Here is a 24268-nt window from a genome sequence, read left to right on the forward strand (position 1 = left end):
GCTCTCTCCCGCGTCTCACCCAAGGGCCCATCCTTACAGCGGCCATATCGTGATGTTAGGTTCGGGAGCGGCAGGGAGCGCCCCTGCTTCCTGCAACACACCGAACGGGAGGACGAGATGACCGAGAGCGTCTACAAAGTTATCGAACTGATCGGTACCAGCAAGGAATCCTGGGAGAAGGCTGCCGCGGCCGCGGTCGAGCAGGCGGCGAAATCTCTTCGCGATCTTCGCGTCGCGGAAGTTGTTGAACTCGATCTGCAGCTCGATTCCAAGGGGAAGGTTGAGGCCTATCGGGCTAAACTCAACGTCTCCTTCAAATTCGAAGGCACGTGACCTGTGTCGTTGCGCCGTCGTGATGCACTGAATGGACGCTCTCCCCGCAATGCGGGGAGAGCAATGTTCGCAAGAACCTATCAGCGCATGCGAGCGAAAACGAGGAAGCCGCCTACAGTTCCGGCAGCTTGGTCACGTAGACGTTGAGCGTGCCGCCGGCTTCCGCAGTGACGCGCAGGGTCTTTGAATCGAAGGCGATATCGGCAAGCCGCAGGCTGTCGACATTGGCTTCCACCCGCACTCCGTCCTCGTTCTTCTGATAGTCGGCAATCGCTTCGGCGATCTTCTTCTGGGCGTTTATGGCGATCGGCTTGAGGTCGAAGGTCGCCTTCTCGACCAAAGCGCGCTGCAGATGCGGCACCGCTGCCCGCGCCGCGGCCCCGAGCAATCCGAAGGCGGCCTCGGACTCGACGGCGAGCTGGATGTCGGCAAGCCGCAGCGTCTGCTGCGCCTGGTCGAGCATCGGCCGGCCCCAGATGTGCACCGTGGCATCAGTGCCGAAGCCGAAGAAGCTCTTCTTCTCCTTGGCGCGGACCAGGAGCGAGATCAGGAGTCGCTCGCCGGACGGCGTCACGCTGGCGCGCTTGATTGTGACGTCGACCGGGCCGGAGCCGTCTTCCGGATAGGTGTGGCCGACGAGTTGGGCCTCAATGATCTTGTTGAGCTCGGTGAAGGGCATATCGATCGGCACGCCGATGCTCACGCCCGTTCCCGTCGGCGGCACGATCGATATCTTGTCAGGGAAGGGACACTCGGGTTTCGTCGGCGTCGACGTCACGCGCGTCTCCGCCTCGATGCCCATCGCGAGCGTGACCGCGGAGGAGTCGACACGCGGCTGCGCGGCGATGGCGCGGGTCGGCCGCATCTCCAGCCAGAGCGGCGGAAGCGATCCGGACGTGCCGATCCCCTGCAGGGGGATCGAGCGACACGCCTTGGCCCACTGCGCCTTCGCGTTCTGCCGGAGCGTCGGGTCGTTGCGGATGCGCTCGCCGACCGCATTGAGCTGCTCGCCGACCGTCCTGTCGATCAGCGGCTTGACCTGGCCCGGCACGTTGACGCGGGCGCCGGCGACCGAAAGATTGGTGTCGCCGAGGTTCACCTGCGCGCCGAAATTGGGCTCCAGGTGCCAGCCGGCTGCGAGCTTCGGGCGCGAGGTGATGATCACGTTGCCCTTGATCTCGGCGCTGGCGTTGATCTGCTTGATGTTGACCTCGCCGATCTGCTTGGCGGCGTTGTTGCCGAGCACGCTGCCCAGCGCCTCGCCGAGCGCGCCGGTGGCCTTGGCCGACAGCGATCCGGTGACGTTGAGCCTGCCGGTGAGCGGCGTCGTAAGCGAGAGCACGTCCTTATCGCCGGTCGCGTTGATCGGCCCGCGCAAGGCGGTCCAGCCGATGTCGGCGTTCTGCATGATCTGTGAGATCGGGTTCTCCGCCTTGCCAGCGAAATTGCGCGGCGTTGCGCGCTCGGCAGCTTCGCGGACCGCCGACAGCGCGATCGCGACCGGTGCCACCACGATCGAGCTGCGCGAGGCCGATGGCAGCGGCTCAAGTTGCGCCAGCACCGGCCCAGGGGTGGTGTCGCCCGGCGCCAGCCAGTCCATCACCTTCAGGCTCAGGAAAAACGACCCCACGACCACCGCGACCGCGATCAGGATCGTCTTGAGATTGAACGTCAGGCGCATCGTTTCCCGCGGGACTGATTCAAGCCGCAAATTCTACAGGGCGGGGGAGGGCGAAGCTAGGGAGGGCGGGGCCGTGAGACCCCTCCTTTGAGCGCCCCAAAGCAGGCGCCCGGCGCGATCGGAATTCGCAGGCGTGCGCGCGGGGATTTTTTGACGTTCCGGTGGCCGGGTTCTCCACCTGCCTCCCCGGATTCGCGGGCGCACGGCCCCCGATCTTTGCGCGAATCACCTTGTCAAGAATTGACGCGTTCAATTCCCGGTGCATGCTCACCCAATGGGACTCAATACGCGTACGCGGCTGGCCCGAATGAGTAGCGGGCACTACTGCTTGATCCGGGACTTGGGCTTGGTCAAGGGTGGCAAGGGACTGAGGCACCATGAGGTCGTGTTGGACCTTTCGTGGCGTGGTCTCTTTCGCGCAGTGAAATCCCACCTGCACGTGAACCGATCCGAACAAAGGCCTTTGCAGGCCGATGAGGTCAGTCCGATCCGGGCGACGTCGGTTGCCGGAAGCAAAGCGGACTAAGGTACATCCGCTCAGCCATTTTCGAGTGCAGTCAGCTGCTCGGCATCCAAGTGTGGTTGGCCCGGTGATACGGGTGATAGCCCGAAAGGGGCTCGCGCCAGTGATCAAGCAAACGCCACCAGAACTGGTGTTGATCCATTACACATGGCGGCCTGCCTTGGACACGTCTCCGTGTGGTTCATTGATCGCTTGATCTTGATCAATCGTTGCGATCTGGAATTCCGCAGTGTGGTCGCGGGGGCGGATGGAGGGCGGAATGCCCTTGGCCCGCTACTTTATGTTTGTCGGCGGAGCATTGCTCGTGCTGCTGATGATTTCGAATGCATATCTGCCAAAAGCGCCCGTCGCGGATAGGACAGATTTCAAGCCGCCAGTCGTCCTCATCCACTCCGACCGCAAATGGCCGGAGCGCGTTGTTTACGATACCGGCCTTGCGACGATCGTTCCTCCGCAGGTCGAGACGATCGTTCCTCCGCCGGTCGAGAAGACGGAGGCAAAGGTTCCGGTGATGCGTGCCGATGCCTCGCCCGACACGCGGGCGCGTGAGACACTTGCGCGGTTGCAGCCCTCCGATGCCAAACAGCTACAATTGTCGGATGCGAAAAAGCGGGAACGGCTGCAACACCAGCGCAAAATTGCCAAGAGGCGCGCGGCGCTGCTTCGAGGACCACCGCGGTTTGGGTTTGATAACTATATCTGGTGGACAGAGTAACCTCGCCCGCCTGCAAAACGTTGAACCGGTGATCGAGATCTTTCGTTAAGGGGCAGGCTCGCTGCCACATTCGCGACGGCATCCGGCGCGATGCTGCCGCGGCCCCAAGGTCAAACAGTCGGAAGGAGGAGCGCAATGAGTGATTTGGTCGTGATCGCATTCCCCACCGAGGCGAAGGCGGAGGAGGTCCGGCAAAAGCTGCTGGCGATGCAGAAGGAATACCTGATCGAATTGGGTGACGCGGTGATCGCCGTGAAGGACGCCGAAGGCAACATCAAGCTGAATCAGCTGATCAGCACTACCGCCGTCGGAGCCGTTTCGGGGACCTTCTGGGGGGCGCTGATTGGTCTCATCTTCTTGATGCCGCTCGCTGGTGCCGCGCTTGGAGCGGCTTCCGGCGCGATTGGGGGCGCTTTGACCGATATTGGCCTCGATGACAAATGGATGAAGGAAACCGCGGCTGCGATCCAACCAGGTACGGCGGCGCTGTTCCTGCTGGTTCGCAAAGTCACGCCAGACAAGGTGCTTGAAGCGCTCAAGGGCGAGGGTGGCACGGTGATGAAGACGTCGCTGGACCATACCAAGGAAGCGGCGCTTCGGGAGGCTCTTGCCGGCGTCCAGGCCGCTGTGAAGCCTTCGGCATGAAGTTGGCTTCGAGCCGCCCACGCACGGTGCGGTGCGATTCTGGGGCCGGGCTCGCGGTCGGGTTTTGGAGGGTGTGATGTGATGCGCCTGAATTTCACGTTTGCGACCGTAGTAGTCGGGACGATCTCGGCGGCAGCTCCGGCAGCGGCTCAAACCTACGACAAGAGCTATCCGTTCTGCCTGGAGGCTTATGGCGGTCGGCCCGGCGGTTACATCGAGTGCCGCTATGCATCCATGGCTCAATGTGCGGCGTCGGCCTCGGGGCGAGGCGCGACGTGCCGGCTCAATCCGTACTACGCCGATGGAAAGTTCCGATCTGCGCCCTTCGTTCCAGCGGCGGCACGATCGCCTTGGCGCTGACGCGCTGTTGCTGCGGGACCTCGGACGCATACGAAAACGGCCAAGCCGCGCCGGTCCGTTCATTTGCAATATGATCATCATGCCAAGCAAACGTCCCCGAACGACAAAGCCGCAAGAATGCTTTGGCAGCCAGCGCCGCACTTACCGCATCTCGCGGCTCTTGTTGGCAGAGTAGATATGGTATACTTTATTTGCAGTCCCTAACAGCTATCGGATGCGGATCAAAACCTCGCGGGTGCTTTCAACACCTCCCGGGACCCTTCGCGCTCCAATCGATTCTGCTGATGAGTCGCGAAGTCGCGGCAACATTGCTGCCGCATCCGGACTTCGGAATGCAGGAATAGTTTTCAGGCTCGAAGCGAGACGCCATAGGCGTATCACGCACCAACAGGTCATCTCTAAGAGTTCGCGGCAGTTCACGGCACAGGCCTGAAGCTGCCGCTTGATCCGAGGAGGAACCAATGAAGCCCACCAACCTGAGCATGATCGTGACACCCGCGGCAGCGATTACCCTTGCCAAGACCACGCTTTTCGCCGGGGTGCTCGTGGCCCTTTCCCCCGCGGCTGTCCTGGGACAGTCGATTGAAAAGAAGGGAACTACGCCCTACGTGACGCACTTCATTTTTCGGCCGTTGATGAGCATTGACATCGCCGGACTCGGTACGGCCACCGCACTGGAGGCGGTCGGGACCACCCAAAACATGAAGGGAGAGAAGATGTTGGACAAGATGTCCGCACATTGCACCGCCCTGAACGTTTCGTCGGGCGAGAAGAAATACATTGACGGCGCCTGCGTGCTGGCCGACAGCGACGGTGACAAGATCTTCTCGACTTTCGACACTCGCGACCTCGACAAGTCGCAGCCGAAAATGGATTGCGGCACTCATATCATCACCGGCGGTACCGGGAAGTATAAGGGGATCACCGGGAGTGAGCCATTTGCCTGCATAACAATGCCGGCGCTGGCCGGCCCCGGCGGCTATTTTGCGATGGACATCCCGCATAACACGACGTGGGAAATCAAATGACGAAGACCTCGATGTCTTCCGGCCGAGCGGCAACCGTGCCGCAGACAAGATGTGCTATCGGGGAAATATCGGGATAACGTTTCTATTGCCGTGGTCAAAAATTCGGCTAGCCGCCAATCAGACAGTCGGTGGAGCCAATGCAGCAGATTGCGGACTGGCTCGAGAAACTTGGGCTTGGGCAATACGCGCAGCGTTTTGCCGACAATGGCATCGATGTAAGTGTCCTTCCCGAACTGACCGAAGAGGACTTTGACAGGCTCGGGGTCTTGCTCGGACACCGTCGCAAAATGCTGCGCGCGATCGCCGAACTCAATCAAGCCGAATTGGTCGCCGAGCCGATTCGCCGGCACGATGCCGAGCGGCGCCACCTCACCGTTATGTTCTGTGATCTGGTAGGTTCGACTGCGCTCTCGGCGCGCCTCGATCCCGAGGACATGTGGGAGGTGATCCGTGATTATCGGGCCGCCTGCGCAAGCGTCATCGCCACTTACGACGGTGTTATCGCCAGGTTTGTGGGCGACGGGATCCTCGCCTACTTCGGCTATCCCCGCGCACATGAGGATGACGCGGAGCGCGCAGTGCGAGCGGGCCTCGACATCATCGCCGCAACAGGGCCGCTGCAAACGCGCGCGGAAGAACGGGTCGAGGTGCGAATTGCCATCGCGACCGGGCTCGTGGTGGTGGGCGACCTCGTCAGCGGAGGCGCGTCGGAGGAGCAGGCAATGGTCGGTGATACACCGAACGTCGCTGCCCGGCTCCAGAGCCTGGCGGAGCCGGGGGCGGTTGTCGTTGCTGCTTCGACGCGCCGGCTGCTTGGCGACTTATTCACTTTTCGCAACCTCGGCAGCCGCGAGGTCAAGGGCATCTCAGAACCCATCGAGGTCTGGGCGGTCGAAGGGAGAGCCGCGTCGGAGAGCCGCTTTGAGGCGGTGCGCACCGCGCGCTCGATGGGCTTTGTCGGCCGCAAGGCAGAGATCGCATTCGCGCTCGCGCGCCAGCAGCTGGCGTGGCAGGGCCAAGGCCAAGTGGTGTTGATTTCCGGCGAGGCAGGGATCGGCAAATCGCGCATGGTGGCAACGCTGTCCGAGAGCCTCGCGTTGGGGTCGCACCGCCGGGTGCGCTATCAGTGCTCGCCCTACCACACGAACAGTGCGCTTCATCCCTTTATCGCTCAGCTCGAGCGCGCTGCCGGCATTAGGTCGCAGGACATGCCCGGGCAAAAGCTCGACAAGCTTGAGGCAATGCTGGCGCTTGGTACGCAGCAAGTGGCTACAGCGACGCCGCTCATTGCCGCGCTTCTTTCGATTCCAACCGGCGAGCGCTATCCGCCGCTCGGCTTGAGTCCGGTGCAACAGCGGCGGCAGACATTCGCCACCCTTCTCGACCAGCTCGAGGGCTTGGCACGGCAGCAGCCGGTGCTGATCGTCTGCGAGGACATGCATTGGGCTGATGCAACGACGCTCGAACTCTTCGATCTCACGGTCGATCGGATCAGGGGACTGCCCATCCTCGTGCTCATGACATTCCGGCCCGAGTTCGAGCCGCCCTGGACCGGCCTTGCCAACGTCAGCCTGCTGCGGCTCGATCGGCTCGACCGGCAGGACACGCGCGCTCTGGTCGAGCAGGTGACTGTCGGTCGGCAGCTGCCGGGCGAAATGATGACGCAGATCATCGACAGGACGGATGGTATCCCGCTCTTCGTCGAGGAGTTGACCAAGATGGTGCTGGAGTCCGGACTGCTGGTGGAAGATACCGGGCGCTATCGCCTCGATAGTCCGCTGCCACCGCTCGCCATTCCCGCGACGCTGCAGGACTCGCTTATGGCGCGGCTCGACCGGTTGGCGCCGGTCAAGGAGGTGGCACAGATAGGCGCTGCCATTGGCCGCGACTTCTCATACACGCTGCTGCGCTGTGTGGCGGGGCGCGATGATCTGGCGCTGAGCGCGGCACTGGGCCAGCTCGAAGAGGCCGAACTGCTATTGCGCCGAGGGACGCCGCCGGAAGCGAACTATAGCTTCAAGCATGCGCTGGTTCAGGAAGCGGCGTACGAGAGCCTGCTCAAAAGCCGCCGGCAACTGCTTCACAAGCACATTGGCAATGTCCTGCGCGATCGATTTCCGGTCATCGCCGAGACCGAGCCGGAAGTCGTGGCATACCACTTCACCGAAGCGGGGCTGGACGAGGCAGCCTTGGAGTGGTGGCGCAAGGCGGGCCAGCAGGCGTTGAAGCGCTCGGCATACTCCGAGGCAATCGCACATCTCGGTAAGGCGGTTGCCATCGCCGATGCGCTGCCTGATGAGTTGGGCGGGCGCATGAATCGGCTGCAGCTTCAAATCGCATATGGTCGTGCGCTGCGGGGCAGCCTTGGGTACAGCGCCCCCGAGACGGTGGCCGCATGGACGCGCGCCCGACAGTTCGCGGCTGACATCAATGATCCGGTTGAACTGGCGCCGATCAATTCGGGCCTGTTCAATGCCAGCTTGAATCACGGCGAGATCGCACCGATGCGGGATTTGGCGGAGGCAATAATGAGCGCCGCCAACCGGCGACCGGAATCGCCCGTAGCCGCAATCGTCGCACACTGGACAAGCGGGGTGACCTGCTGGTTCGGAGGCGACTACTTGAATGCGAGAGTGCATCTTGAACAAGCACTCGCGGTCTATGGTGCTGAGCCGAATCCCGCGACCTTCAAGGCGACGACGCTGGACCTGCCGTCCGTTATCATCCGGTTTCTTGCTCTGGTGCTTTGGCCGCTCGGGAAGATTGATCGATCGCGCCGGCTCGCCGGGGAAGCGGTGAGTGCCCCTGGAGAAAAACGCGCGCTTGCTCAAGTGAATGCGCTCGTTCACAAGGCGGTTTTCGACGGACTATGCGGGGTGCATCCTCGCATGTTGCAATCAACAGAGACGATCCTTTCCATCGCCCGCGAGCACACGATGCCGTTGTATGTGGCCGCTGGCACGCACCTGAACGGCTTGGCAAGGTGGCATGCCGGCGACCGAACAGGTGGACTCTCGGAAATGCGCCGCGGCTGGGCATTGCTTCACGAAAATGACTGCTATCTTTGTGAACCATTTTGGGGATTGCAGGTTGCCGTGGCGAACGCAGAGGCAGGGCAACTCGAGACTGGGCTGGAAATTCTAACAGGGCTGATCGGATGGGCGGAACAAGCCGGCCAGCGTTGGCTGGACGCCGAACTGCATCGTGTCCGTGGTGAGTTTTTGTTGCGTAGTGACCCGCCGAATGTTTCCGCCGCCGAGGATGCCTTCAATAGGGCCCTGCAAATCGCTCGAAGCCAGCAGACGAAGACTTTCGAGTTGCGCAGCGCGCTTGGACTTGCGCGCCTTTACAACGCAAATGGTCGAGCGGGAGCAGTACGCGATGTGCTGGCGCCGGTCCTCGATGATTTCGATACGGGGCAAGATCTCCCCGAAATCGAACAAGCGGAGAAGCTGCTCAAGCTTGGGCATTAGCGAGGCTCTGGCGCTCGATACTCGTCGGTCGACCGCCCAACGACACCCTCAACGCGCAGCTCCGTCCGGCCGGAGTTGCGAGTGCCCACGGGCCAACGACATCGCCCAGTGCCGTGCCGGGGCACGTCTTGTTCAAGATCCCGCTGATGGCAATCGTGCCAGGAGGTTCAATTGTAAGCAGGTCAGAAGCCTGAATTAATGCGGCAAGCCGTTGACCGAGTCTTGGAGGTTGTGATGCGCATGCTCATTCTTGCGTCTACGGCCGTAGCGATCGGGACGATCTTGGCGGCAGTTCCCGCGGCGGCTCAAACGTACGATCCCCGCTATCCGGTCTGCCTGCAAGCATACGGCGGTCTGCCCGGCGGTTATATCGAGTGCGGCTATACGTCGATGGCTCAATGTGCAGCCTCGGCCTCGGGGCGAGGGGCAACATGCCTGATCAATCCATACCACCCCCAAGGAGGGTTCCAGGCTCCGCCCGGCGCTCCATCAGCAGCACGACGACCCTGGCGCTGACACGCTGTTGTTCCGGGACCTCGGACGCATACGAAACGGCCGGCTGCGCCGGGATCGCTCATTTGCAATATGATCATCATACCAACGTCCCCGGATGACAAAACGGCAGAGCCGTCTAGGTGTGGCCAAACCTAGAAGCTTTCATGAATTCCGCGCCTTGCTCGCGTCTTGGCCTTGTTCCTTGCTTCGCATCTGGGAGCAATTTGGCGGCAACCTTGAACCTCTTTTTGTGGCTGCCGACTCATGTATGGGAGCTCGCATTGTGCCGCGCTGTGGTGTAGCCGCCTACGCTTGGCCCTTGGGACCTCAGATAAAGCGACGAAGCGACCGATCGAACTCAGCACGCGGTGGGTGGATCGTGCGGCTCAAGCGAGAACTCGTACAACAAGCGCCGCTGCTTGCCCTTGATCGCCTTGGTCGCGATCTGTTCAGCGTTGCCCGGTATCACAGCAGCATCGGCGCCTTGTGTGCGACGCCTAACGTGAAGTAATCCTGCGGGAATAGAGAACTGAGCAGGGAGGTGCCAATCGCCATGAAAGGCGTCACCGAGTGGCTCAAGTCGATCGGCTTGTCAGAGTATGCCCAGCGCTTCGCCGAGAACGGCATTGACCTTTCGGTGGTCCGTGACCTGACAGACCAGGACCTCAAAGACCTTGGCGTCCTGCTGGGTCATCGCCGCAAGATCCTGCGCGCCATCGCAGAGCTTGACGACGCGGCTCGTCCTAGGGCCGGCGACACAGCGGCCGAAGCCAGTCGACCGGATGAGCGACGCCACCTGACAGTGATGTTTTGTGACTTGGTTGGGTCTACAGCCCTTGCGGCGCGGTTGGATCCGGAGGACGTGCGAACCCTGATTGGCGCCTACCACAGCTGCATTGCAGAGGTCACAGGCCGTTATCAGGGAAAGATTGCCCGCTATATGGGTGACGGGGCGTTGGTCTATTTCGGCTTTCCGCAAGCACATGAGGATGATGCCGAACAGGCGGTGCGGTGCGCACTCGCACTCATTGATGCCGTTGCGAGTATCCGGAACGTCGCTGCAGCGCTGGAGATTCGCGTCGGCATTGCCACCGGCACGGTGGTTGTGACCGAGCTTCTGATTGAGAAAACGCCGGCGGAGCAAGCGGTTGTTGGTGAAACGCCGAACCTCGCAGCTCGGCTACAAACAATGGCGGAGCCGGGGACAGTGTTGGTCTGCGCGAGCACGCGCCGGCTCTCCGGGGGAGAGTTCCACTACCGCGACCTCGGCCCCGTTGCGCTGAAAGGCTGGGCGGATCCGATTCAGGTTTATCAGGTCCTGGGAACGAGCGGCGTAGAGAGCCGGTTCGAGGCAATGCATACTGCCAAGCTGCCTTCCTTGTTAGGGCGTGAGGAAGAAATAGAGCAGCTGGTCCGCCGCTGGCGACAAGCGGTACATGAAGAAGGCCGGGTGGTTACTCTCACAGGAGAACCAGGCATCGGCAAGTCGCACATTGCCTTGGCACTCAACGAGCGGCTCCAGGGTGAACCACACGTCACGCTGCGCTATTTTTGCTCTGAGCATCATACCCACAGCGCACTATTTCCATTCATCAGCCAGCTGGAACGTGCTGCCGGGTTCAAGCACAGCGACACACCTCAGGAGAAGCGATCCAAGCTCGCCGCCCTACTGGCGCAATCCACACAGAACCCCGAGCACCTCGCAGTTCTGGCCAACCTATTGGCTCTGCCTGGAGATGATCATTGCCGGCTGCAGGACCTCACCCCACAAAAACGCAAAGAGAAGACCTTCGCGGCATTATTGGCCCAACTCGATGGGTTGGCGGAGCGGCAGCCAGTCTTGCTCATGTTCGAAGATGTGCACTGGATTGACCCGACCTCGCTTGAGCTCCTCGCAGCTACTGTGGATCACGTGCCGCAGCTTCGGGCACTTTTGCTGATCACGACCAGGCCGGAATTCACTCCCCCGTGGCCGAGCTACCCTCACACCACGACCATCCCGCTCACGCGCCTTGGCCGACGCGACGGCACAGAGTTGGTCCTGCGGGTGACCGGGGGCAAAGCGCTTCCGAAGGAGATCATGGAGCACATTCTCGCACACACCGATGGGGTGCCCCTCTTCATCGAGGAATTGACGAAGATGGTGCTGGAAGGCGGGTTGTTGCGCGGGCGGAACGGCGAATATGTTCTCGAGGGTCCTCTTCCATCTTTCGCGATCCCAACCACCTTGCAAGCATCGCTAATGGCTCGCCTTGATCGGTTGTCGCCGGTGCGCGACGTAGCCCAAATCGGTGCCGTCGCCGGTCGCGAATTTCATTATGAACTTGTGAACGCCGTCGCCGGGCTGCCGAGGCAGAGATTGGACGAGGCGCTCGGCCAGTTGGTGCGCTCGGGACTGGTGTTCTGTCGGGGCGAAATTCCACATGCGGTATACACCTTCAAGCACGCCTTGGTACGGGATGCCGCTTACGCCGGGCTGCTGAAGAGCCGTCGCGTACAGCTACATGCGGCCATGGCACGCGCGCTCGAGCAGAAATTTCCTGAAGTCGTGCAGGCGCAGCCCGAGATCATTGCATACCACTACACTCAGGCGAGAAACTACGAAGCGGCCGTACACTACTTGTACCAAGCAGGCAAACAATCAGCGGCTCGTTCGGCGCACAAGGAAGCGATCGGTCATGTGCAACAAGGGTTGGATCTGATTCCTCATATCGACGACCCGACGCTACGCGTCAAATCGGAGTTGCTGTTGCAGACGTCTCTCGGCAATTCCCTTCGGGCGATCCAAGGCTGGAGCACTGACGGCGTGAAGCAGGCGTACACTCGAGCGCTTGAACTGTGCAAAGAAAGTGGACTTGATGAACATATCTTGCCTGCAGTGTTTGGTTTATGGACCTGGAATTTCGTTCATGCATCGCTTGGTGAAGCTCACGCCCTTGCCGAACACTTGCTCAATAGCGCTGAGAACGTAGACAACCCGGTTTACAAGGCTCTTGCCCACCAGGCATTGGGCTTTACTTTGTTTGGGCAAGGGAAGTTTTCCGCAGCCCATGCGGAGCTGGAATGCAGCATGAGCCTTTGTGAGGATAGCAAGGCCGCAGCATATCTTGACTTGTCAGCACAGGATCCGCGAGTTCATGTAAGGTCATATGACGGCATGGTGCTTTGGATGCTCGGCTACCCGGATCGGGCGTTGCGGATTTGCGCGGAGGCTCGCCGCTACGCAAGTGCATCTCAACACCCGTTCACCGAGGCAATGACGCGAACGATAACCCTTCGCGTGCACCAGCTTTGCGGCGACGCTGCGGTGGTTGCAGCTCAGGCGAACGATGCTATCGCTTTCTGCGAAAAGCACGAGTTTGTTCACTACCTGGCCATGGCCTTGATTTTGCGCGGATGGGCAAGTGCCGATCAGGGCGCCTTTGAGAAAGGGGTTGCTGAAATTCAAGAAGGCTTGGAAAGAGAGCGGGCTACCGGTGCCTTATTGTTTGAGTCGTACTCTCTGGGGTTGCTGGCGGATGCATGCATAAAGAACAAGCATTACGGGAAAGCGCTGGACTTTTTGGAGCAGGCGCAATCGAGGCTCGGCGAAGAGAACTCCGAACACTTTTACGAGGCTGAATTGTATCGTTTGCTCGGCGAAGCGCATCTGCGGTCGAACCGAAACCTGGAATACGCTGAGCATTACTTTTGCAAGGGCATTAGCGTCGCGCGCGAACAGAAAGCCAGGTCTTTTGAACTCAGACTTTGGCTGAGCATGTGTGATCTGCACGACTTGAGGCAAGGTGGCGCGAACTGTCGCTCGCAACTCGACGAGATTTACCGGTCTTTTAGCGAGGGTTTTGACAGCAGGGATCTACTGAGAGCCAAGACAATGTTGAAGATCGCTTGATGTGCAGACCTGCCAGACCGCGGACGCCTGCGAAACCGGCCCCGCTCTGCGCTGGGACCGTCGTTGTTCAAGGGAATTGCGCTTCCGGTGTTGCGCCCGCCTCTCTGCAGGGGCCGCCCGCTACACGCGCTCTTCAGCTTCACGGTTGCTCTCCAGTTTGCTTCGCAGCGCCGTGACCACGCGATGGACTGTTTCTATGTCCTTGACCAACAGCCCCTCCGAGATGCGATTGACCCAGGGAGCCTGTAAGTCCATCGCGGCTTCGAAGGTCCGTCTTCCCTTGTCAGTCAGTACGACGAGTTGCGCCCGCCGGTGATGCGGGTTGGCCTCGAATGCAACAAGTCCCTCTTCGTGCAGGTCGTTGATGATCCGCTGCACGTTTTGACGATTGGCGCCGAGGTCGCGAGCGAGCCACGCAACCGGTTGCGGGCGTTCGGCGGCGACGATTGCGCCAAGGATCTGCCAGCGTGCGCTCGTCAGCCCGAGCCCCGCAACCAGCCGATCGCCGCCGGTTAACAGCAGGCTGTTCAGCCTGAACAGGTCGAGAATGAGTCCGGTCAGGGCGTCGCCCGCCGCGGTTCGCCTGGTTCTTTGCATATGTCACCATAACCCACAGTTGACACGATGATGTCAAGTTGTTATGGATGTATCGTACCAAATCGACACTATGCAACCAACTGGAAAGGAGAGGCTTCATCTCCACGCAGCTTCACGTCGCGATCGGCGAAAGCTCGACTATCTGAACTACGCCGTTTGGGAGACGCGGCGCTGCATTCACGCATCCGGAGTTCGCGGCAAAACTCTCGACCTATCCGGCCTCGGCAGTAGCTGCGCCGCACCTGTTCCAGAAGGTCGCGGTGCCCGGCATCTGCGCCGTCTAGCTCGCGGGCAAAGGTTCGAAGGGGAGATCGGCACCATGACCAAGATGATCCATCCAGTTGCCGGAGCGGTCGCGATCCTCACGATTGCGACCTTCTGGCTGTCGACGGCTCTCTCGGAGCTGTTTGCGTCTCAGGCAGTGGTGACGACGGTCAAGATTGCCATCCCGTGGGGCTTCCTGTTGCTGATTCCGGCGCTGGCGGCGGCAGGAGGCTCGGGCTTCGCCTTGGCAAAGGGACGTCGGGCCGGATTGGTCGGCGCGAAAGCCAAGCGCATGCCGTTCATAGCGGCCAACGGCATCCTGGTTCTTATTCCGTCGGCGCTATTCCTCGCGTTCAAGGCGCGAGCTGCGGAGCTCGATACTGCATTCTATGCCGTGCAGGCCGTCGAGCTCGCTGCGGGGGCAACGAACCTCACGCTGCTCGGCATGAATATGCGGGACGGACTCAAGATTAAAGGCTGGCTCCGCCGCGAGCCGGCGTGATCGGTCGAAGCCGAGCCTCTCTGAGCGAATCTCGCGAATTCATAGTACTGCGGCTGTGCCTACGCCCGCCGCTCCATCGGCAGCACGATCACCTTGGCGCCGACGCTGACGCGGGAATAGAGGTCGATCACGTCCTCGTTGGTCAGGCGGATGCAACCGGACGACACATGCTTGCCGATGGTATCCGGCGCGTTGGTGCCGTGGATGCGATAGATGGTGCCGCCGAGATACATTGCGCGGGCACCTAAGGGATTGCCGGGGCCACCCGTCATGTGGCGGGGCAGATAGGGCTGGCGGCGAATCATCTCGGTTGGCGGCGTCCAGTCCGGCCATTCGGCCTTCCTCGTCACCGACTGCACGCCCGACCAGGTGAATCCATCGCGGCCGACGCCGATGCCGTAGCGGATGGCCCTGCCGTCACCGAGCACATAGTAGAGATAGGTGTTGGGCGTATCGATGATGATCGTGCCGGGCGCCTCGCGTGTTGCATAGGCAACGATCTGCCGGCGCAGCCGCGGCGCCAGGTCGCCGCCGCGGCCTTCGTCTTCCGAAGGTGCGGTTTGGGCCTGCGGCGGAGCCGTCATCATCGGCGGGGAAGGAAAGAACGGAAAGAATTGCATCGGCGCGGCCGAAGCGGAGCCGCCAGATGCGATCGCGCCGATTGCGAAGGCGCTGAAAGTAATGGCGCGGGAATGCCTCTTGAACGTGTCCAGCCTGAACATTGGTTGCCCCTGTCCTCACACCGGCACCGTTGTCGGTGCTCGTTGGCCGGTTTACATAGCGGACAAAAGTTTCCCGACGTTTGCGCGGCCGCTCAAAAACGCATTTGCCGCGGTAGCGATTGCTTCATGACAGTTTTCGTGTCGAAGGGCGGCGAGCTCTGCGAAAAACACACATCGACAGTTTGATGACGTCACACGCCTGAAATATCCATGGTTGAGGGTCGGAAACTGAGAATCATCAAAATCTCGGGTTTTCGGCATGAGGGTTTTAATCGCGACCGATGCGTGGCATCCGCAGGTCAACGGCGTCGTCCGCACCCTGACATCGCTGGCTGCTGCCGCGTCGGCCCTCGACGTCGACCTGCAATTCCTGACGCCGGAGGGCTTTCGGTCGCTTCCGGTTCCCACCTATCCCGGATTGCGCTTCGCGCTGCCGAGCCGGCGCGAGGTTGCGCGGCGGATCGAGGCTGCGGCGCCGGACGCCGTGCATATCGCGACGGAGGGGCCGATCGGATGGGCGGTGCGCGCCTATTGCCGGCGCCGCAAGCTCGCTTTCACGACCTCCTACACGACGCGCTTTCCCGAATATGTCGCGGTTCGCACCGGCCTTCCGCTCGGCATCGGCTATGCCGTGCTTCGGCACTTTCATGCCGCGGCCACCATGACCATGGTGGCGACGCCGTCGCTGAAGCAGGAATTGCGCGCGCGGGGCTTTCGGAGGCTGGGGTTCTGGACGCGCGGCGTCGATACCGAACTGTTCAGGCCGGATAATCCCGCCAGGCTCGATCTGCCGCGGCCGATCTTCATGGCGATGGGACGCGTCGCGGTCGATAAGAATCTCGAGGCCTTTCTCTCGCTCGATCTGCCCGGAACGAAAGTCATCGTCGGCGACGGGCCGCAGAAGGCCCATCTCGAGCGCAAATATCCCGACGCCGCTTTCCTCGGCGAGAAAAAGGGCGCGGATCTCGTGTCGCATCTGGCGGCGGCCGACGTCTTCGTGTTTCCGAGCCTCACGGACACGTTCGGCGTGGTCCAGCTCGAGGCGCTGGCCTGCGGCACGCCGGTAGCGGCCTATCCCGTCACGGGACCGAAGGACGTCATCGCCGACCTGCCGATCGGCGCACTGGATAACGATTTGCGCACTGCCTGTCTGCGCGCGCTGACGACGTCGCGCGAGGCCTGCCGCAGCTTTGCGCTCGATCGCTCCTGGGCCAACAGCGCACGCCAGTTCATCGGCAATCTCACGGCGCTTGAGGGAAGCCGCTCGCTGCTCCCGATGCGACTGACGGCAAGACGCCGCCCCGTCCGCGGCTGATGCAAACATTCGAAACCAAGATGGGACTTAACTCTATGGCGAAGATCATGAACCTTGACGGCACATCCCAGGTGGACCTCGACCGTGGCACGGTCGAGCAGGCCTATGACCGCTGGGCGCCGGTCTATGACCTCGTGTTCGGCGGCGTGTTCTCCAAGGGCCGGCAGGCGGCAATCGCGGCAACCAACGAGATCGGCGGCCGCGTTCTCGAAGTCGGCATCGGCACCGGCATCTCGTTGCCGCAATATGCGCCGCACGTCCTCATCTTCGGCACCGATATTTCGGAGCAGATGCTCAACAAGGCACGGCGGCGGGTCAAGGAGCTCAAGCTGAAGAACGTCGAAGGGCTCGCGGTGATGGACGCCGAAAATCTCGAGTTCGCCGACGATTCCTTTGACGTGGTGATGGCCCAATACGTCGTCACCGCGGTGCCGAACCCCGAAAAGGCCATGGACGAATTCGCGCGCGTGCTGCGGCCGGGCGGCGAATTGATCATCCTGACCCGCGTTTCCGCCGATGACGGCGTGCGCCGCTTCATCGAGCAGAAACTGCAGCCGGTGGTGCGTCAGCTCGGCTTCCGCACCGCCGAGTTCGCCTGGTCGCGTTATGTGCGGTGGCTGGCCGGCGCGCACGGCATGGAACTGGTGGAGCGCCGCCTGATCCCGCCGCTCGGCCACTTCTCGCTGGTCCGCTTCCGCAAGGTCGACGTCGCCGTTGCCGCCTGAATAGCTGCGCGCTTTGCGGCGCCAAGCCGGATCACCAAGTCGGATCACCAAGTCGGATCACCAAGTGGCGGGGGTGCCATGTGTCATTATCGTGATGTCACATGGCCTACATCGAATCCCTGTAGATGCGACGCATTCGCCAATTAGGGGGAGATGATGATCAAGAGCTTCCTGGAAGCGTTGCGTATCCAACGCTGGGACGACCACCGCTACTATCACCACAGCCGCATCAACCAGAGCCTGCACTTCGTCAGCGCGCTGAGCTTCCTGTTCACCTATGTGATGCTGTTCTTCGATCCGGTGGTGTCCGGTCTTGTCGGCTGGCTGGTCTCGATGGGCACGCGCCAGGCCGGCCACTTCTTCTTCGAGCCGAACGGCTATGACTACGTCAACCAGGCGACGCACGAGCACAAGGAAGAGATCAAGGTCGGCTACAACCTGCAGCGCAAGGTCGTACTGATGGCGATCTGGGCGCTGTCGCCGCTGGTGCTGTTCGCCGATCCGACGTTGTTCGGCCTGTTCACGCCTTCGGCAACTGCCGTTGACTTCATGCGGCAGGTGGCGAAGATCTGGCTTGCGGTCGGCGCCGGCGGGCCCCTCTTCCGCACCGTGCAGCTCTTCTTTATCCGCGACATTCAGACCGGTCTTGTGTGGATGACCAAGATCCTCACTGACCCGTTCCACGATTTGATGCTCTATCACAAGGCGCCGCTCTATCTGTTGCGCGGCGAGCTGATCGATCCCGGCCTGCATCTTTCGGTCGAGCCGGCCTTCGAGAAGCACGCGTAAGAGCATCGTGCTGACGATAGAGGGCGTCTGTTGGCTGCGTCATGGCCGGGCTTGTCCCGGCCATCCACGGCTTCGCTATCGAACGGATGGCTTGGAGTTGAATCAGTTCGTCCGCGCGCTCAGTTCACCTCGCCCCGCTCGCGGGGAGAGGTCGACGCGCAAAGCGCGGCGGGTGAGGGGGACTCTACACGAATCCAACTCTCATCGTTCTCGTGGAGACTCCCCCTCACCCCAACCCACTAAGAGCGAGCTTCGCTCGTCTCGACCCCGCAAGCGGGGCGAGGGGGCGCACCAGGTGTCAACGCCGCAGCGCCCGCGCCATCATCTCCTTCAGGATCTGCCGCTTGATGCCCTTGTTGGTCAGGGCGGCTTCGTGCCACCAGAAGCCGTCGCGCTTCATCTTCTCCGCGGCCCGGACAAAGCGTTCGGCCACTTCCGTGAAATCGCCATCGGTGTAGTTGAGCGTGAAGATGAGGCGGCCGGTCCCGACCCAGCTCAGCGCGAGTCCCTCGGCGCGCAGATAGTATTGCAGCATCCAGTTGTAGCGAGACGGGGCGGTGTAGGTGACGGTCCAGATCGAGGACATGTTGGCGACGCGCACCGGCAGGTCGTGCTCGGAAAGCATCTGGTTGAGCCGCTGCGCGCGGCCGTTCCAGGTCTCGTCCAGCCCGTCATAGACGGCGCGAAAGTTCGGGGAGGCGAGCCGGCTCAGGAATTCGTCCATCGCCGCCATGACGTAGGGGTGCGAGTTGAACGTGCCGCGCGCGAAGCAGACGTCGGCGGGCCGGTCGTCGCGAAAGCGCCGCATCAGCTCCTTGCGCCCGCACACCACGCCGATCGGCAGTCCGCCGGCGAGACTCTTGCCGTAGGTCACCATGTCGGCACGCACGCCGAAATATTCCTGGGCGCCGCCGGGCGCCAGCCGAAAGCCGAGGAACACTTCGTCGAAGATCAGGACGATGCCGCGCTCCGTGCACACCTCGCGCAGCTTCCTGAGCCATTCGGTGTAGGCGGCGCGGTCGAAGTGCGCTTTTCGCGAACTGTCCACCAGCGAGGAATCGCCCGGCGCGTTGCCGTTGGGATGCAGCGCCTGCAGCGGGTTGACCAGCACGCAGGCGATGTCGCGCCGTGTCTTGAGGACATGCAGCGTCTTCTCCGACATCTCGGCGAGCGTATGGGTTTCGTGCGGCGCGATCGGGTTGCCGATGCCGGGCTGCACGTCGCCCCACCAGCCGTGATAGGCGCCGGCGAAGCGGACGAGGTGGCTGCGCCTGGTGTGATAGCGCGCCAGCCGCACCGCCTGCATCACGGCCTCGGTTCCCGACATGTGGAAGGACACTTCGTCGTGGCCCGCGATCCGGCAGATCCGCGCCACGTTGTCGACGATGACGGGATGATAGGGCCCGAGCACCGGTCCCAGCGCGTGGGCGCGCTTCTCCGCGGCCTCGATGCACTCCTTGTAGAAGTCGTAGCCGAAGATGTTGACGCCGTAGGAGCCGGTGAGGTCGTAGGACACGTTGCCGTCAAGGTCGGTGACGGTGACGCCGGAAGAGGATTCCATGAAGGCGCTGGTGCCGAGGTGCTCGCGCACGAGGCGGCTGAACTGGAACGGCACCCGGTAGGATTCCGTGAATTGCAGGTCGGAGATTTTCTCCGCGGCTTGAAGGGTCAGCGCCCGGCCCTTGGGGTAGCGCTCGGCGTAGAGCTTCGCCAGGCGGAAGAAGCCGTCCTGGCGCTGCGTCGCGATGCTTGCCGGCGCGCCGTCGATCGCGAAATAGTCGTTGATATCGAATTCGTAGAACGGGATCAGCCGTGCCACCCGGCGCGACATCTTCGAATGCCCGGCGAGCGAGCGGTGCTTGGCCCGCGACAGCTCGATCCGTGCTTTCAGCTTCGGGAGGGCGGCGACGCCGGCTGCGGCGGCCGCGGACAGCGAGAGAATCGAAAGGACAGAATCCATAATGACAAGCGCTAACCACACCTGCTGACAGAATCATGACAGTCAAAGCCCTGATTTCCGCCCTGACCGAGCAGGAAGACCTCAATTTCCTGCTCACCAACCGTGTCCCCCGCGCGGCACTGACCCGCTTCATGGGCTGGTTCTCCAAAATCGAGAACCCGCTCGTGCGCGATGCCTCGATCGCCTGCTGGCGCCTGTTCTCCGACCTCGATTTGTCGGAGGCGAGCAAGAGCCGTTTCAAGAGCATGCACGACTGCTTCACCCGCGAGCTGAAGCCAGGCCTGCGGCCCTTCGATCGGGATCCGGCGATCGTCGCCAGCCCCTCGGACGCGATCATCGGCGCGCACGGTACCATCGCCGACGGCGAATTGTTCCAGGTCAAGGGCGCACCCTATTCGCTGATTGATCTGCTCGGTGACGCCTCGCTCGTCGAAGAACATCGCAGAGGGCGCTTCGTCACCTTGCGCCTGACATCCAGCATGTATCATCGCTTCCACGCGCCGTACGATGCCCACGTCGAGCGCGTCACGCTGATCCACGGCGACACCTGGAACGTCAATCCGATTGCGCTGAAAAGGATCGAGCGCCTGTTCTGCAAGAACGAGCGCGCCGTGATCCGTACCCATCTTGCGACCGGCGAGGCGCTGACCCTGGTCCCGGTCGCGGCCATCCTGGTCGCCAGCATCCGCCTGCATTTCCTTGACCTCGTTCTCAACGCGCAGACCAGGGGTCCCTTCAGTTTTCCCTGCGACGTCGACGTGAAGAAAGGCGAAGAGCTCGGCTGGTTCGAGCACGGATCAACCATCATCGTGCTGGCGCCCTGCCATTTCGACTTCTGCGACAACGTCTCGGAAGGTGCGCGGATCCGCGCCGGCCAGCCGCTGCTGCGCAAGTAAGCTCCGGTCTCGATTTCCTTTCCGCTTGGACCTATATGCTCGGTTCCGGGGACGATCGGGTTTCGACGGCAGGAAGGAAAGATGGCGCGGGTGCCTGTTCTGGCAGCGGGGGGTATCGTGTTCCGGCACGGCGCGACGCCGCTCGTCGCTGTCGTTCGGCTGCGCAAGCGCGAGGAATGGGTGCTGCCGAAAGGCAAATTGGCGAGGGGTGAGACCGCGCGCGAGGCGGCGATCCGCGAAGTGCTGGAAGAGACCGGCCACGCCGTCTCCGTCCACGAATTCCTGGGGACGCTCGCTTATCAGTCCGGCGGCGGGCCGAAGTTCGTTCATTTCTGGCGCATGCAAGCCGATAGCGATCCGGTCGGCAAGCTCATGAAGGACGTCATCGCTGTCGTGTGGTTGCCGCTCGAGGAAGCCATCGCACGCCTGTCGCGCGAATATGAGCGGGTCTTTCTCGCCCAGGTCGGGCCGATGGCGCTCGAGGCCAAGAGCCAGGACAAGACACAGGACAAGCGACAGCAAGAGCCGGAGGGGCCGCCGCTGGTCGAGCCGGCAGCGAAGCCCCAGCCCGAGCCGGACCAGCTCGAGAGCGCGCTGCTACCCCTGTCGCCGGCGGAGACGGCCGCGGTCGCGCCATTGCGGCTCGGCCCGATACAGAAGTTCAAAGCCTGGCTGCGCGGTCAGGCGTGAGCGCGGCTCACGTATTGCTACCGCTTGCTGCGGACTGAATCGGTCCATCCGCGAACTCACTTGACCTCGCCCCGCGTGCGGAGAGCTCGATCCGATTTCCAGACGCTTGCTTGCGCAAGCTCCTCAGCACGACGAGCTATCACCAAGTCGAGCGGCTAACGTATTTCCTTCTTGTCCTTCGGCGGCACGGGCCGGCCTGGCGCGGGCTTGGCCGGACCAGGACGCTGCAGGCCGAGCAGTCGCGGCTGCAGGGCGGGCGGGCGCTGCAAGCCGCCCTGCTGCGGCTGAAGTGCCGGCTGCGGCGCCGCGCCGGGACCTTGCGGGTTTTGTCCGGTGCGCGGCGGTACCAACTGACCCGCTCCGGTCCGCTGCGCGCCGACCGGCGGAAGGTTGCCTGGACGCTGCGGCAGCACATTTGGCTGCGGCAGGTTTCCTCGACTCGGCTTCGGACCTTGCGACGGCAGGTTGCCTTGATGACGTGGCCCGAAGCCCGTCTGGGGCAGACGGCCTTGATGCAGCGGCTTCGTGCCTTGCTGCGGCAAGCCGCCTTGACGCTGCGGCGGAGTGCCCTGGCGGTTAGGCGTCGTCGGCTGCTGCAGGCCGGGACGATTTTGGCCGGGCAGGCCGTTCTGCCGCTGCAACGGCGGGCCGGGCTGGCGCAGCTGGTTGCCGCGGTTGTTCAGGCCGGGATTGGCCCGGCGAAACGCGCGCTGCTCGGTGACGATCTGGCGGCCGACGCTCTGCGCGGCATGGACCTGGCGCACGAAACCCTGGTCGCGCCGCGCCTCCTGCAGCGTGATCGCGAGAGGAACGGCGGCAAGACGCACGCCGCCCGTTCCCGGTCGGATGGCAAAGCCGCTCGACGCCTGGTTCAGGAAGCCGAGCCGCGCGCCCGTGCGGTCGTTGACCTCGATGCGTCCGACCCTGCCGTCGGCGTCGGGATAGAGCTTGATGTTGACGTTGCGCGCGTTGCTCGCGGCGGCGCCTTCCGGCACCTCGACCACGCCGGTCGTGCCGCGGATGCTGAGCGTTGCCGTCGGCGTGGTGATCTTCATGTCGCCGGTCTTGGCCACCGCCGCGGCGACGAAGGCGACCGTGCCCTTGCCGACGTCGAACAGTCCTGCGTTCTGGTTGCCGCCGTCCTCATAGACGTAGTTGTCGATAGTGATCCTGGCGTTGGCCGAAAGGTTGAAGGTGGTTGCGTCGCTGAAGGTGATGCTGAGCGTCGAGTCGGCGGCGGTCTGCACCACGTCATTGAGGTAGATGTCGTCGCGGACCTTCAGTGCGATCGAGTTCTTGTTGCGGATGACGGTCGCAACGCCCGTGATTTTCGCCACGTTGCCGATCGGCTCGTCGTCGGCGGTCTGCGTCTCGGGGCTCGGCGCGGACGCCGCCTGCGGCGCGGGTGTCGGCGTCAGGGATGGCTGGCTCGTCTGCACCTGGGCGAGCTCGATCGCGACGGAAGTGGCTGCCAGCGATTGCGGGGCGCCGCCGAGCGCGAGGCAGGCGAAGACGGCAAGGGCAAAGACCCGAGGGCGCGACGTCACGAATGAAGATCCGATGAGAACCGCTAGGCGAGGTCCGCGATCTCAGCCTTGCCCGGCTGAACCGCGGATGAATGCTTGTGTCAGGTGCCGGTCGAACGATCAAGCGCCACGTCCGCGGTCGATCATGTGTCGCGAGATGAATCTTCTGGCTGGTCATTCAGGGCTGCGCCGACGGGCGCAGACCCGGAATCTGGAAGTTGTGAGTGAGATTCCGGGTTCGATGCTTCGTATCGCCCCGGAATGACGCTGTGGTATCAGCTCACCCGTTTCCAGGTCTGGCCGCCGCAGAACATGCCGCCGAAGGCGCAGCCCTGCACGCGCAAGGCGTTGGGTCCCTTCAGGGCGATGGTGGAGTCGTACTTCCGGCCGCTGTTGGGGTCGTGAATGCGGCCGACCCATTTGGACTCGCCGGGGCGCATGTTGATCAGGATCTTCTCTCCGGTCTTCTCGGCATAGCCGCACAGGTTCGCGCCGCACGACTCGATCCGGACATTGCCCTTGTTCTCTTCGGTCGCCCACACGCCGATCGGCGTTGCCGACGCGGCACTGGGAGCAGGTGTGGCAACCGGCGCGCTCTGCGGCGCCGTTGCGACAGTCGCAGGAGCCGGCTGTGTTGGTGCAACGTTGGTGGCGGCAGGTGCGGGCGGGTTGGCATCAACGCCGGTGGTCGCGGGAGCAACGTTGTTCATGCTGGGCGGCTGCACCTGCGGCGCGGTCGCCTGCGCCGAGGGCTGCGGCGCCGGCGCCTGAACGGTCGGGGCAGGCGGAGCGGCCTGCGCCGGCGTGGACTTGGTGTCAACGTCGTCGTCGTTGCTGCCGCCAAATCCGTTGAGGTTCAGGTCTTTCAGTCTGATCGGTGTCTTGGAAAGTCCCGGCGCCGTAATCGTAATGCAGGAGAGCTGGTCGCAATGGCGCGGCGCCTCGATGCGGATCTTCTGTCCTTCGATCTCGAACGAAATCGAACTGCCGGCATGGGCGGCGGAGCTGGCCAGAAGCAGCGCGACACTGGCGATCGTGAGCTTGTTCATGACGGCCTCCTCGAGAATATGGTTCGGCAGAAAGCTGCGCCTACCGTACGCGCTGACGCCCATGCGCTCTGTGACGGGGATCACGCGC

The 24268-nt window shown here is 62.6% G+C and carries 21 protein-coding genes and 1 pseudogene; 16 read left to right on the plus strand and 6 right to left on the minus strand.

Features of this window, described 5'->3' with window-relative positions; genetic code table 11:
• Positions 1–117 precede the first annotated feature (117 nt).
• Positions 118–333: a dodecin family protein gene (locus HY852_RS27330; RefSeq protein WP_291608080.1), complete on the plus strand. Its 216-nt coding sequence runs from the start codon at positions 118–120 to the stop codon at positions 331–333.
• 112 nt (positions 334–445) lie between these two features.
• Here the strand turns inward: HY852_RS27330 and HY852_RS27335 are convergent, their stop codons facing one another.
• The gene (locus tag HY852_RS27335) at positions 446–2014 is read right to left on the minus strand and encodes a DUF4403 family protein (protein WP_291608081.1); all 1569 of its coding nucleotides are present in this window, start codon (positions 2012–2014) and stop codon (positions 446–448) included.
• Positions 2015–2321: 307 nt separating this feature from the next.
• On the opposite strand from HY852_RS27335, the gene HY852_RS27340 reads away from it, so the two are divergent.
• The 8 genes from HY852_RS27340 to HY852_RS27375 all read left to right on the plus strand — a co-directional run bounded on the left by HY852_RS27340 (position 2322) and on the right by HY852_RS27375 (position 13145).
• Positions 2322–2540 (plus strand): hypothetical protein, encoded by a 219-nt coding sequence (locus HY852_RS27340; RefSeq protein ID WP_291608082.1) that lies wholly within the window; start codon positions 2322–2324, stop codon positions 2538–2540.
• Positions 2541–2796: 256 nt separating this feature from the next.
• On the plus strand, positions 2797–3252 hold the full coding sequence (locus HY852_RS27345; protein ID WP_291608084.1) for a hypothetical protein: 456 nt from the start codon (positions 2797–2799) through the stop codon (positions 3250–3252).
• Between the two features lie 135 nt (positions 3253–3387).
• On the plus strand, positions 3388–3897 hold the full coding sequence (locus tag HY852_RS27350; RefSeq protein WP_291608085.1) for a DUF1269 domain-containing protein: 510 nt from the start codon (positions 3388–3390) through the stop codon (positions 3895–3897).
• An 81-nt stretch (positions 3898–3978) separates the two neighbouring features.
• Positions 3979–4257 (plus strand): DUF3551 domain-containing protein, encoded by a 279-nt coding sequence (locus HY852_RS27355; protein ID WP_291608123.1) that lies wholly within the window; start codon positions 3979–3981, stop codon positions 4255–4257.
• Between the two features lie 461 nt (positions 4258–4718).
• Positions 4719–5285: a hypothetical protein gene (locus HY852_RS27360; protein ID WP_291608086.1), complete on the plus strand. Its 567-nt coding sequence runs from the start codon at positions 4719–4721 to the stop codon at positions 5283–5285.
• 137 nt (positions 5286–5422) lie between these two features.
• Positions 5423–8758: an adenylate/guanylate cyclase domain-containing protein gene (locus tag HY852_RS27365; RefSeq protein ID WP_291608087.1), complete on the plus strand. Its 3336-nt coding sequence runs from the start codon at positions 5423–5425 to the stop codon at positions 8756–8758.
• Between the two features lie 240 nt (positions 8759–8998).
• Positions 8999–9274, plus strand: a complete 276-nt coding sequence (locus tag HY852_RS27370) for a DUF3551 domain-containing protein (protein ID WP_367116432.1) — start codon at positions 8999–9001, stop codon at positions 9272–9274.
• 532 nt (positions 9275–9806) lie between these two features.
• Entirely contained in the window at positions 9807–13145 is a 3339-nt protein-coding gene (locus HY852_RS27375) for an adenylate/guanylate cyclase domain-containing protein (protein WP_291608089.1), read from the plus strand.
• Between the two features lie 120 nt (positions 13146–13265).
• Here the strand turns inward: HY852_RS27375 and HY852_RS27380 are convergent, their stop codons facing one another.
• Positions 13266–13742: a MarR family winged helix-turn-helix transcriptional regulator gene (locus HY852_RS27380; protein WP_291608090.1), complete on the minus strand. Its 477-nt coding sequence runs from the start codon at positions 13740–13742 to the stop codon at positions 13266–13268.
• A gap of 86 nt (positions 13743–13828) precedes the next feature.
• Here HY852_RS27380 and HY852_RS27385 point away from each other — a divergent pair.
• Positions 13829–14026, plus strand: a pseudogene (locus HY852_RS27385) (antibiotic biosynthesis monooxygenase); the annotation flags it as partial.
• A gap of 35 nt (positions 14027–14061) precedes the next feature.
• Positions 14062–14508, plus strand: a complete 447-nt coding sequence (locus HY852_RS27390) for a hypothetical protein (RefSeq protein ID WP_291608091.1) — start codon at positions 14062–14064, stop codon at positions 14506–14508.
• Positions 14509–14567: 59 nt separating this feature from the next.
• Here HY852_RS27390 and HY852_RS27395 read toward each other — a convergent pair whose 3' ends face one another.
• On the minus strand, positions 14568–15230 hold the full coding sequence (locus tag HY852_RS27395) for a L,D-transpeptidase (RefSeq protein ID WP_291608092.1): 663 nt from the start codon (positions 15228–15230) through the stop codon (positions 14568–14570).
• Between the two features lie 259 nt (positions 15231–15489).
• Between HY852_RS27395 and HY852_RS27400 the strand changes: the two genes are divergently transcribed.
• The 3 genes from HY852_RS27400 to HY852_RS27410 all read left to right on the plus strand — a co-directional run bounded on the left by HY852_RS27400 (position 15490) and on the right by HY852_RS27410 (position 18059).
• Entirely contained in the window at positions 15490–16545 is a 1056-nt protein-coding gene (locus HY852_RS27400; protein WP_291608093.1) for a glycosyltransferase family 1 protein, read from the plus strand.
• Between the two features lie 35 nt (positions 16546–16580).
• Positions 16581–17270: a methyltransferase domain-containing protein gene (locus tag HY852_RS27405; protein ID WP_291608124.1), complete on the plus strand. Its 690-nt coding sequence runs from the start codon at positions 16581–16583 to the stop codon at positions 17268–17270.
• Positions 17271–17426: 156 nt separating this feature from the next.
• Complete coding sequence (locus HY852_RS27410) at positions 17427–18059, plus strand: hypothetical protein (protein ID WP_291608094.1); 633 nt, start codon at positions 17427–17429, stop codon at positions 18057–18059.
• 298 nt (positions 18060–18357) lie between these two features.
• Here the strand turns inward: HY852_RS27410 and HY852_RS27415 are convergent, their stop codons facing one another.
• Positions 18358–20019, minus strand: coding sequence for an aminotransferase class III-fold pyridoxal phosphate-dependent enzyme (locus HY852_RS27415; protein ID WP_291608095.1), 1662 nt, complete (start codon positions 20017–20019; stop codon positions 18358–18360).
• Between the two features lie 35 nt (positions 20020–20054).
• Between HY852_RS27415 and asd the strand changes: the two genes are divergently transcribed.
• Positions 20055–20915, plus strand: coding sequence for an archaetidylserine decarboxylase (gene asd, locus HY852_RS27420; RefSeq protein ID WP_291608096.1), 861 nt, complete (start codon positions 20055–20057; stop codon positions 20913–20915).
• 81 nt (positions 20916–20996) lie between these two features.
• Positions 20997–21605 carry an NUDIX hydrolase gene (locus tag HY852_RS27425; RefSeq protein WP_291608097.1) on the plus strand — a complete coding sequence of 203 codons (609 nt, stop codon included), beginning with the start codon at positions 20997–20999 and terminating at the stop codon, positions 21603–21605.
• Between the two features lie 155 nt (positions 21606–21760).
• Here the strand turns inward: HY852_RS27425 and HY852_RS27430 are convergent, their stop codons facing one another.
• Both HY852_RS27430 and HY852_RS27435 read right to left on the minus strand, forming a co-directional pair.
• Positions 21761–23152, minus strand: a complete 1392-nt coding sequence (locus HY852_RS27430) for a FecR domain-containing protein (RefSeq protein WP_291608098.1) — start codon at positions 23150–23152, stop codon at positions 21761–21763.
• A 254-nt stretch (positions 23153–23406) separates the two neighbouring features.
• Positions 23407–24180 (minus strand): DUF2147 domain-containing protein, encoded by a 774-nt coding sequence (locus HY852_RS27435; RefSeq protein ID WP_291608099.1) that lies wholly within the window; start codon positions 24178–24180, stop codon positions 23407–23409.
• Positions 24181–24268 lie beyond the last annotated feature (88 nt).

Source organism: Bradyrhizobium sp. (genome assembly GCF_016213215.1).
Taxonomy (GTDB): domain Bacteria; phylum Pseudomonadota; class Alphaproteobacteria; order Rhizobiales; family Xanthobacteraceae; genus Bradyrhizobium.

Bases quoted from the DNA above. Each gene is read 5' to 3' on its own strand.
- HY852_RS27330 (WP_291608080.1), top strand. From the start codon at position 118: ATGACCGAGAGCGTCTACAAAGTTATCGAACTGATCGGTACCAGCAAG.
- HY852_RS27335 (WP_291608081.1), bottom strand. From the start codon at position 2,014: ATGCGCCTGACGTTCAATCTCAAGACGATCCTGATCGCGGTCGCGGTG.
- HY852_RS27340 (WP_291608082.1), top strand. From the start codon at position 2,322: ATGAGTAGCGGGCACTACTGCTTGATCCGGGACTTGGGCTTGGTCAAG.
- HY852_RS27345 (WP_291608084.1), top strand. From the start codon at position 2,797: ATGCCCTTGGCCCGCTACTTTATGTTTGTCGGCGGAGCATTGCTCGTG.
- HY852_RS27350 (WP_291608085.1), top strand. From the start codon at position 3,388: ATGAGTGATTTGGTCGTGATCGCATTCCCCACCGAGGCGAAGGCGGAG.
- HY852_RS27355 (WP_291608123.1), top strand. From the start codon at position 3,979: ATGCGCCTGAATTTCACGTTTGCGACCGTAGTAGTCGGGACGATCTCG.
- HY852_RS27360 (WP_291608086.1), top strand. From the start codon at position 4,719: ATGAAGCCCACCAACCTGAGCATGATCGTGACACCCGCGGCAGCGATT.
- HY852_RS27365 (WP_291608087.1), top strand. From the start codon at position 5,423: ATGCAGCAGATTGCGGACTGGCTCGAGAAACTTGGGCTTGGGCAATAC.
- HY852_RS27370 (WP_367116432.1), top strand. From the start codon at position 8,999: ATGCTCATTCTTGCGTCTACGGCCGTAGCGATCGGGACGATCTTGGCG.
- HY852_RS27375 (WP_291608089.1), top strand. From the start codon at position 9,807: ATGAAAGGCGTCACCGAGTGGCTCAAGTCGATCGGCTTGTCAGAGTAT.
- HY852_RS27380 (WP_291608090.1), bottom strand. From the start codon at position 13,742: ATGCAAAGAACCAGGCGAACCGCGGCGGGCGACGCCCTGACCGGACTC.
- HY852_RS27390 (WP_291608091.1), top strand. From the start codon at position 14,062: ATGACCAAGATGATCCATCCAGTTGCCGGAGCGGTCGCGATCCTCACG.
- HY852_RS27395 (WP_291608092.1), bottom strand. From the start codon at position 15,230: ATGTTCAGGCTGGACACGTTCAAGAGGCATTCCCGCGCCATTACTTTC.
- HY852_RS27400 (WP_291608093.1), top strand. From the start codon at position 15,490: ATGAGGGTTTTAATCGCGACCGATGCGTGGCATCCGCAGGTCAACGGC.
- HY852_RS27405 (WP_291608124.1), top strand. From the start codon at position 16,581: ATGGCGAAGATCATGAACCTTGACGGCACATCCCAGGTGGACCTCGAC.
- HY852_RS27410 (WP_291608094.1), top strand. From the start codon at position 17,427: ATGATCAAGAGCTTCCTGGAAGCGTTGCGTATCCAACGCTGGGACGAC.
- HY852_RS27415 (WP_291608095.1), bottom strand. From the start codon at position 20,019: ATGGATTCTGTCCTTTCGATTCTCTCGCTGTCCGCGGCCGCCGCAGCC.
- asd (WP_291608096.1), top strand. From the start codon at position 20,055: ATGACAGTCAAAGCCCTGATTTCCGCCCTGACCGAGCAGGAAGACCTC.
- HY852_RS27425 (WP_291608097.1), top strand. From the start codon at position 20,997: ATGGCGCGGGTGCCTGTTCTGGCAGCGGGGGGTATCGTGTTCCGGCAC.
- HY852_RS27435 (WP_291608099.1), bottom strand. From the start codon at position 24,180: ATGAACAAGCTCACGATCGCCAGTGTCGCGCTGCTTCTGGCCAGCTCC.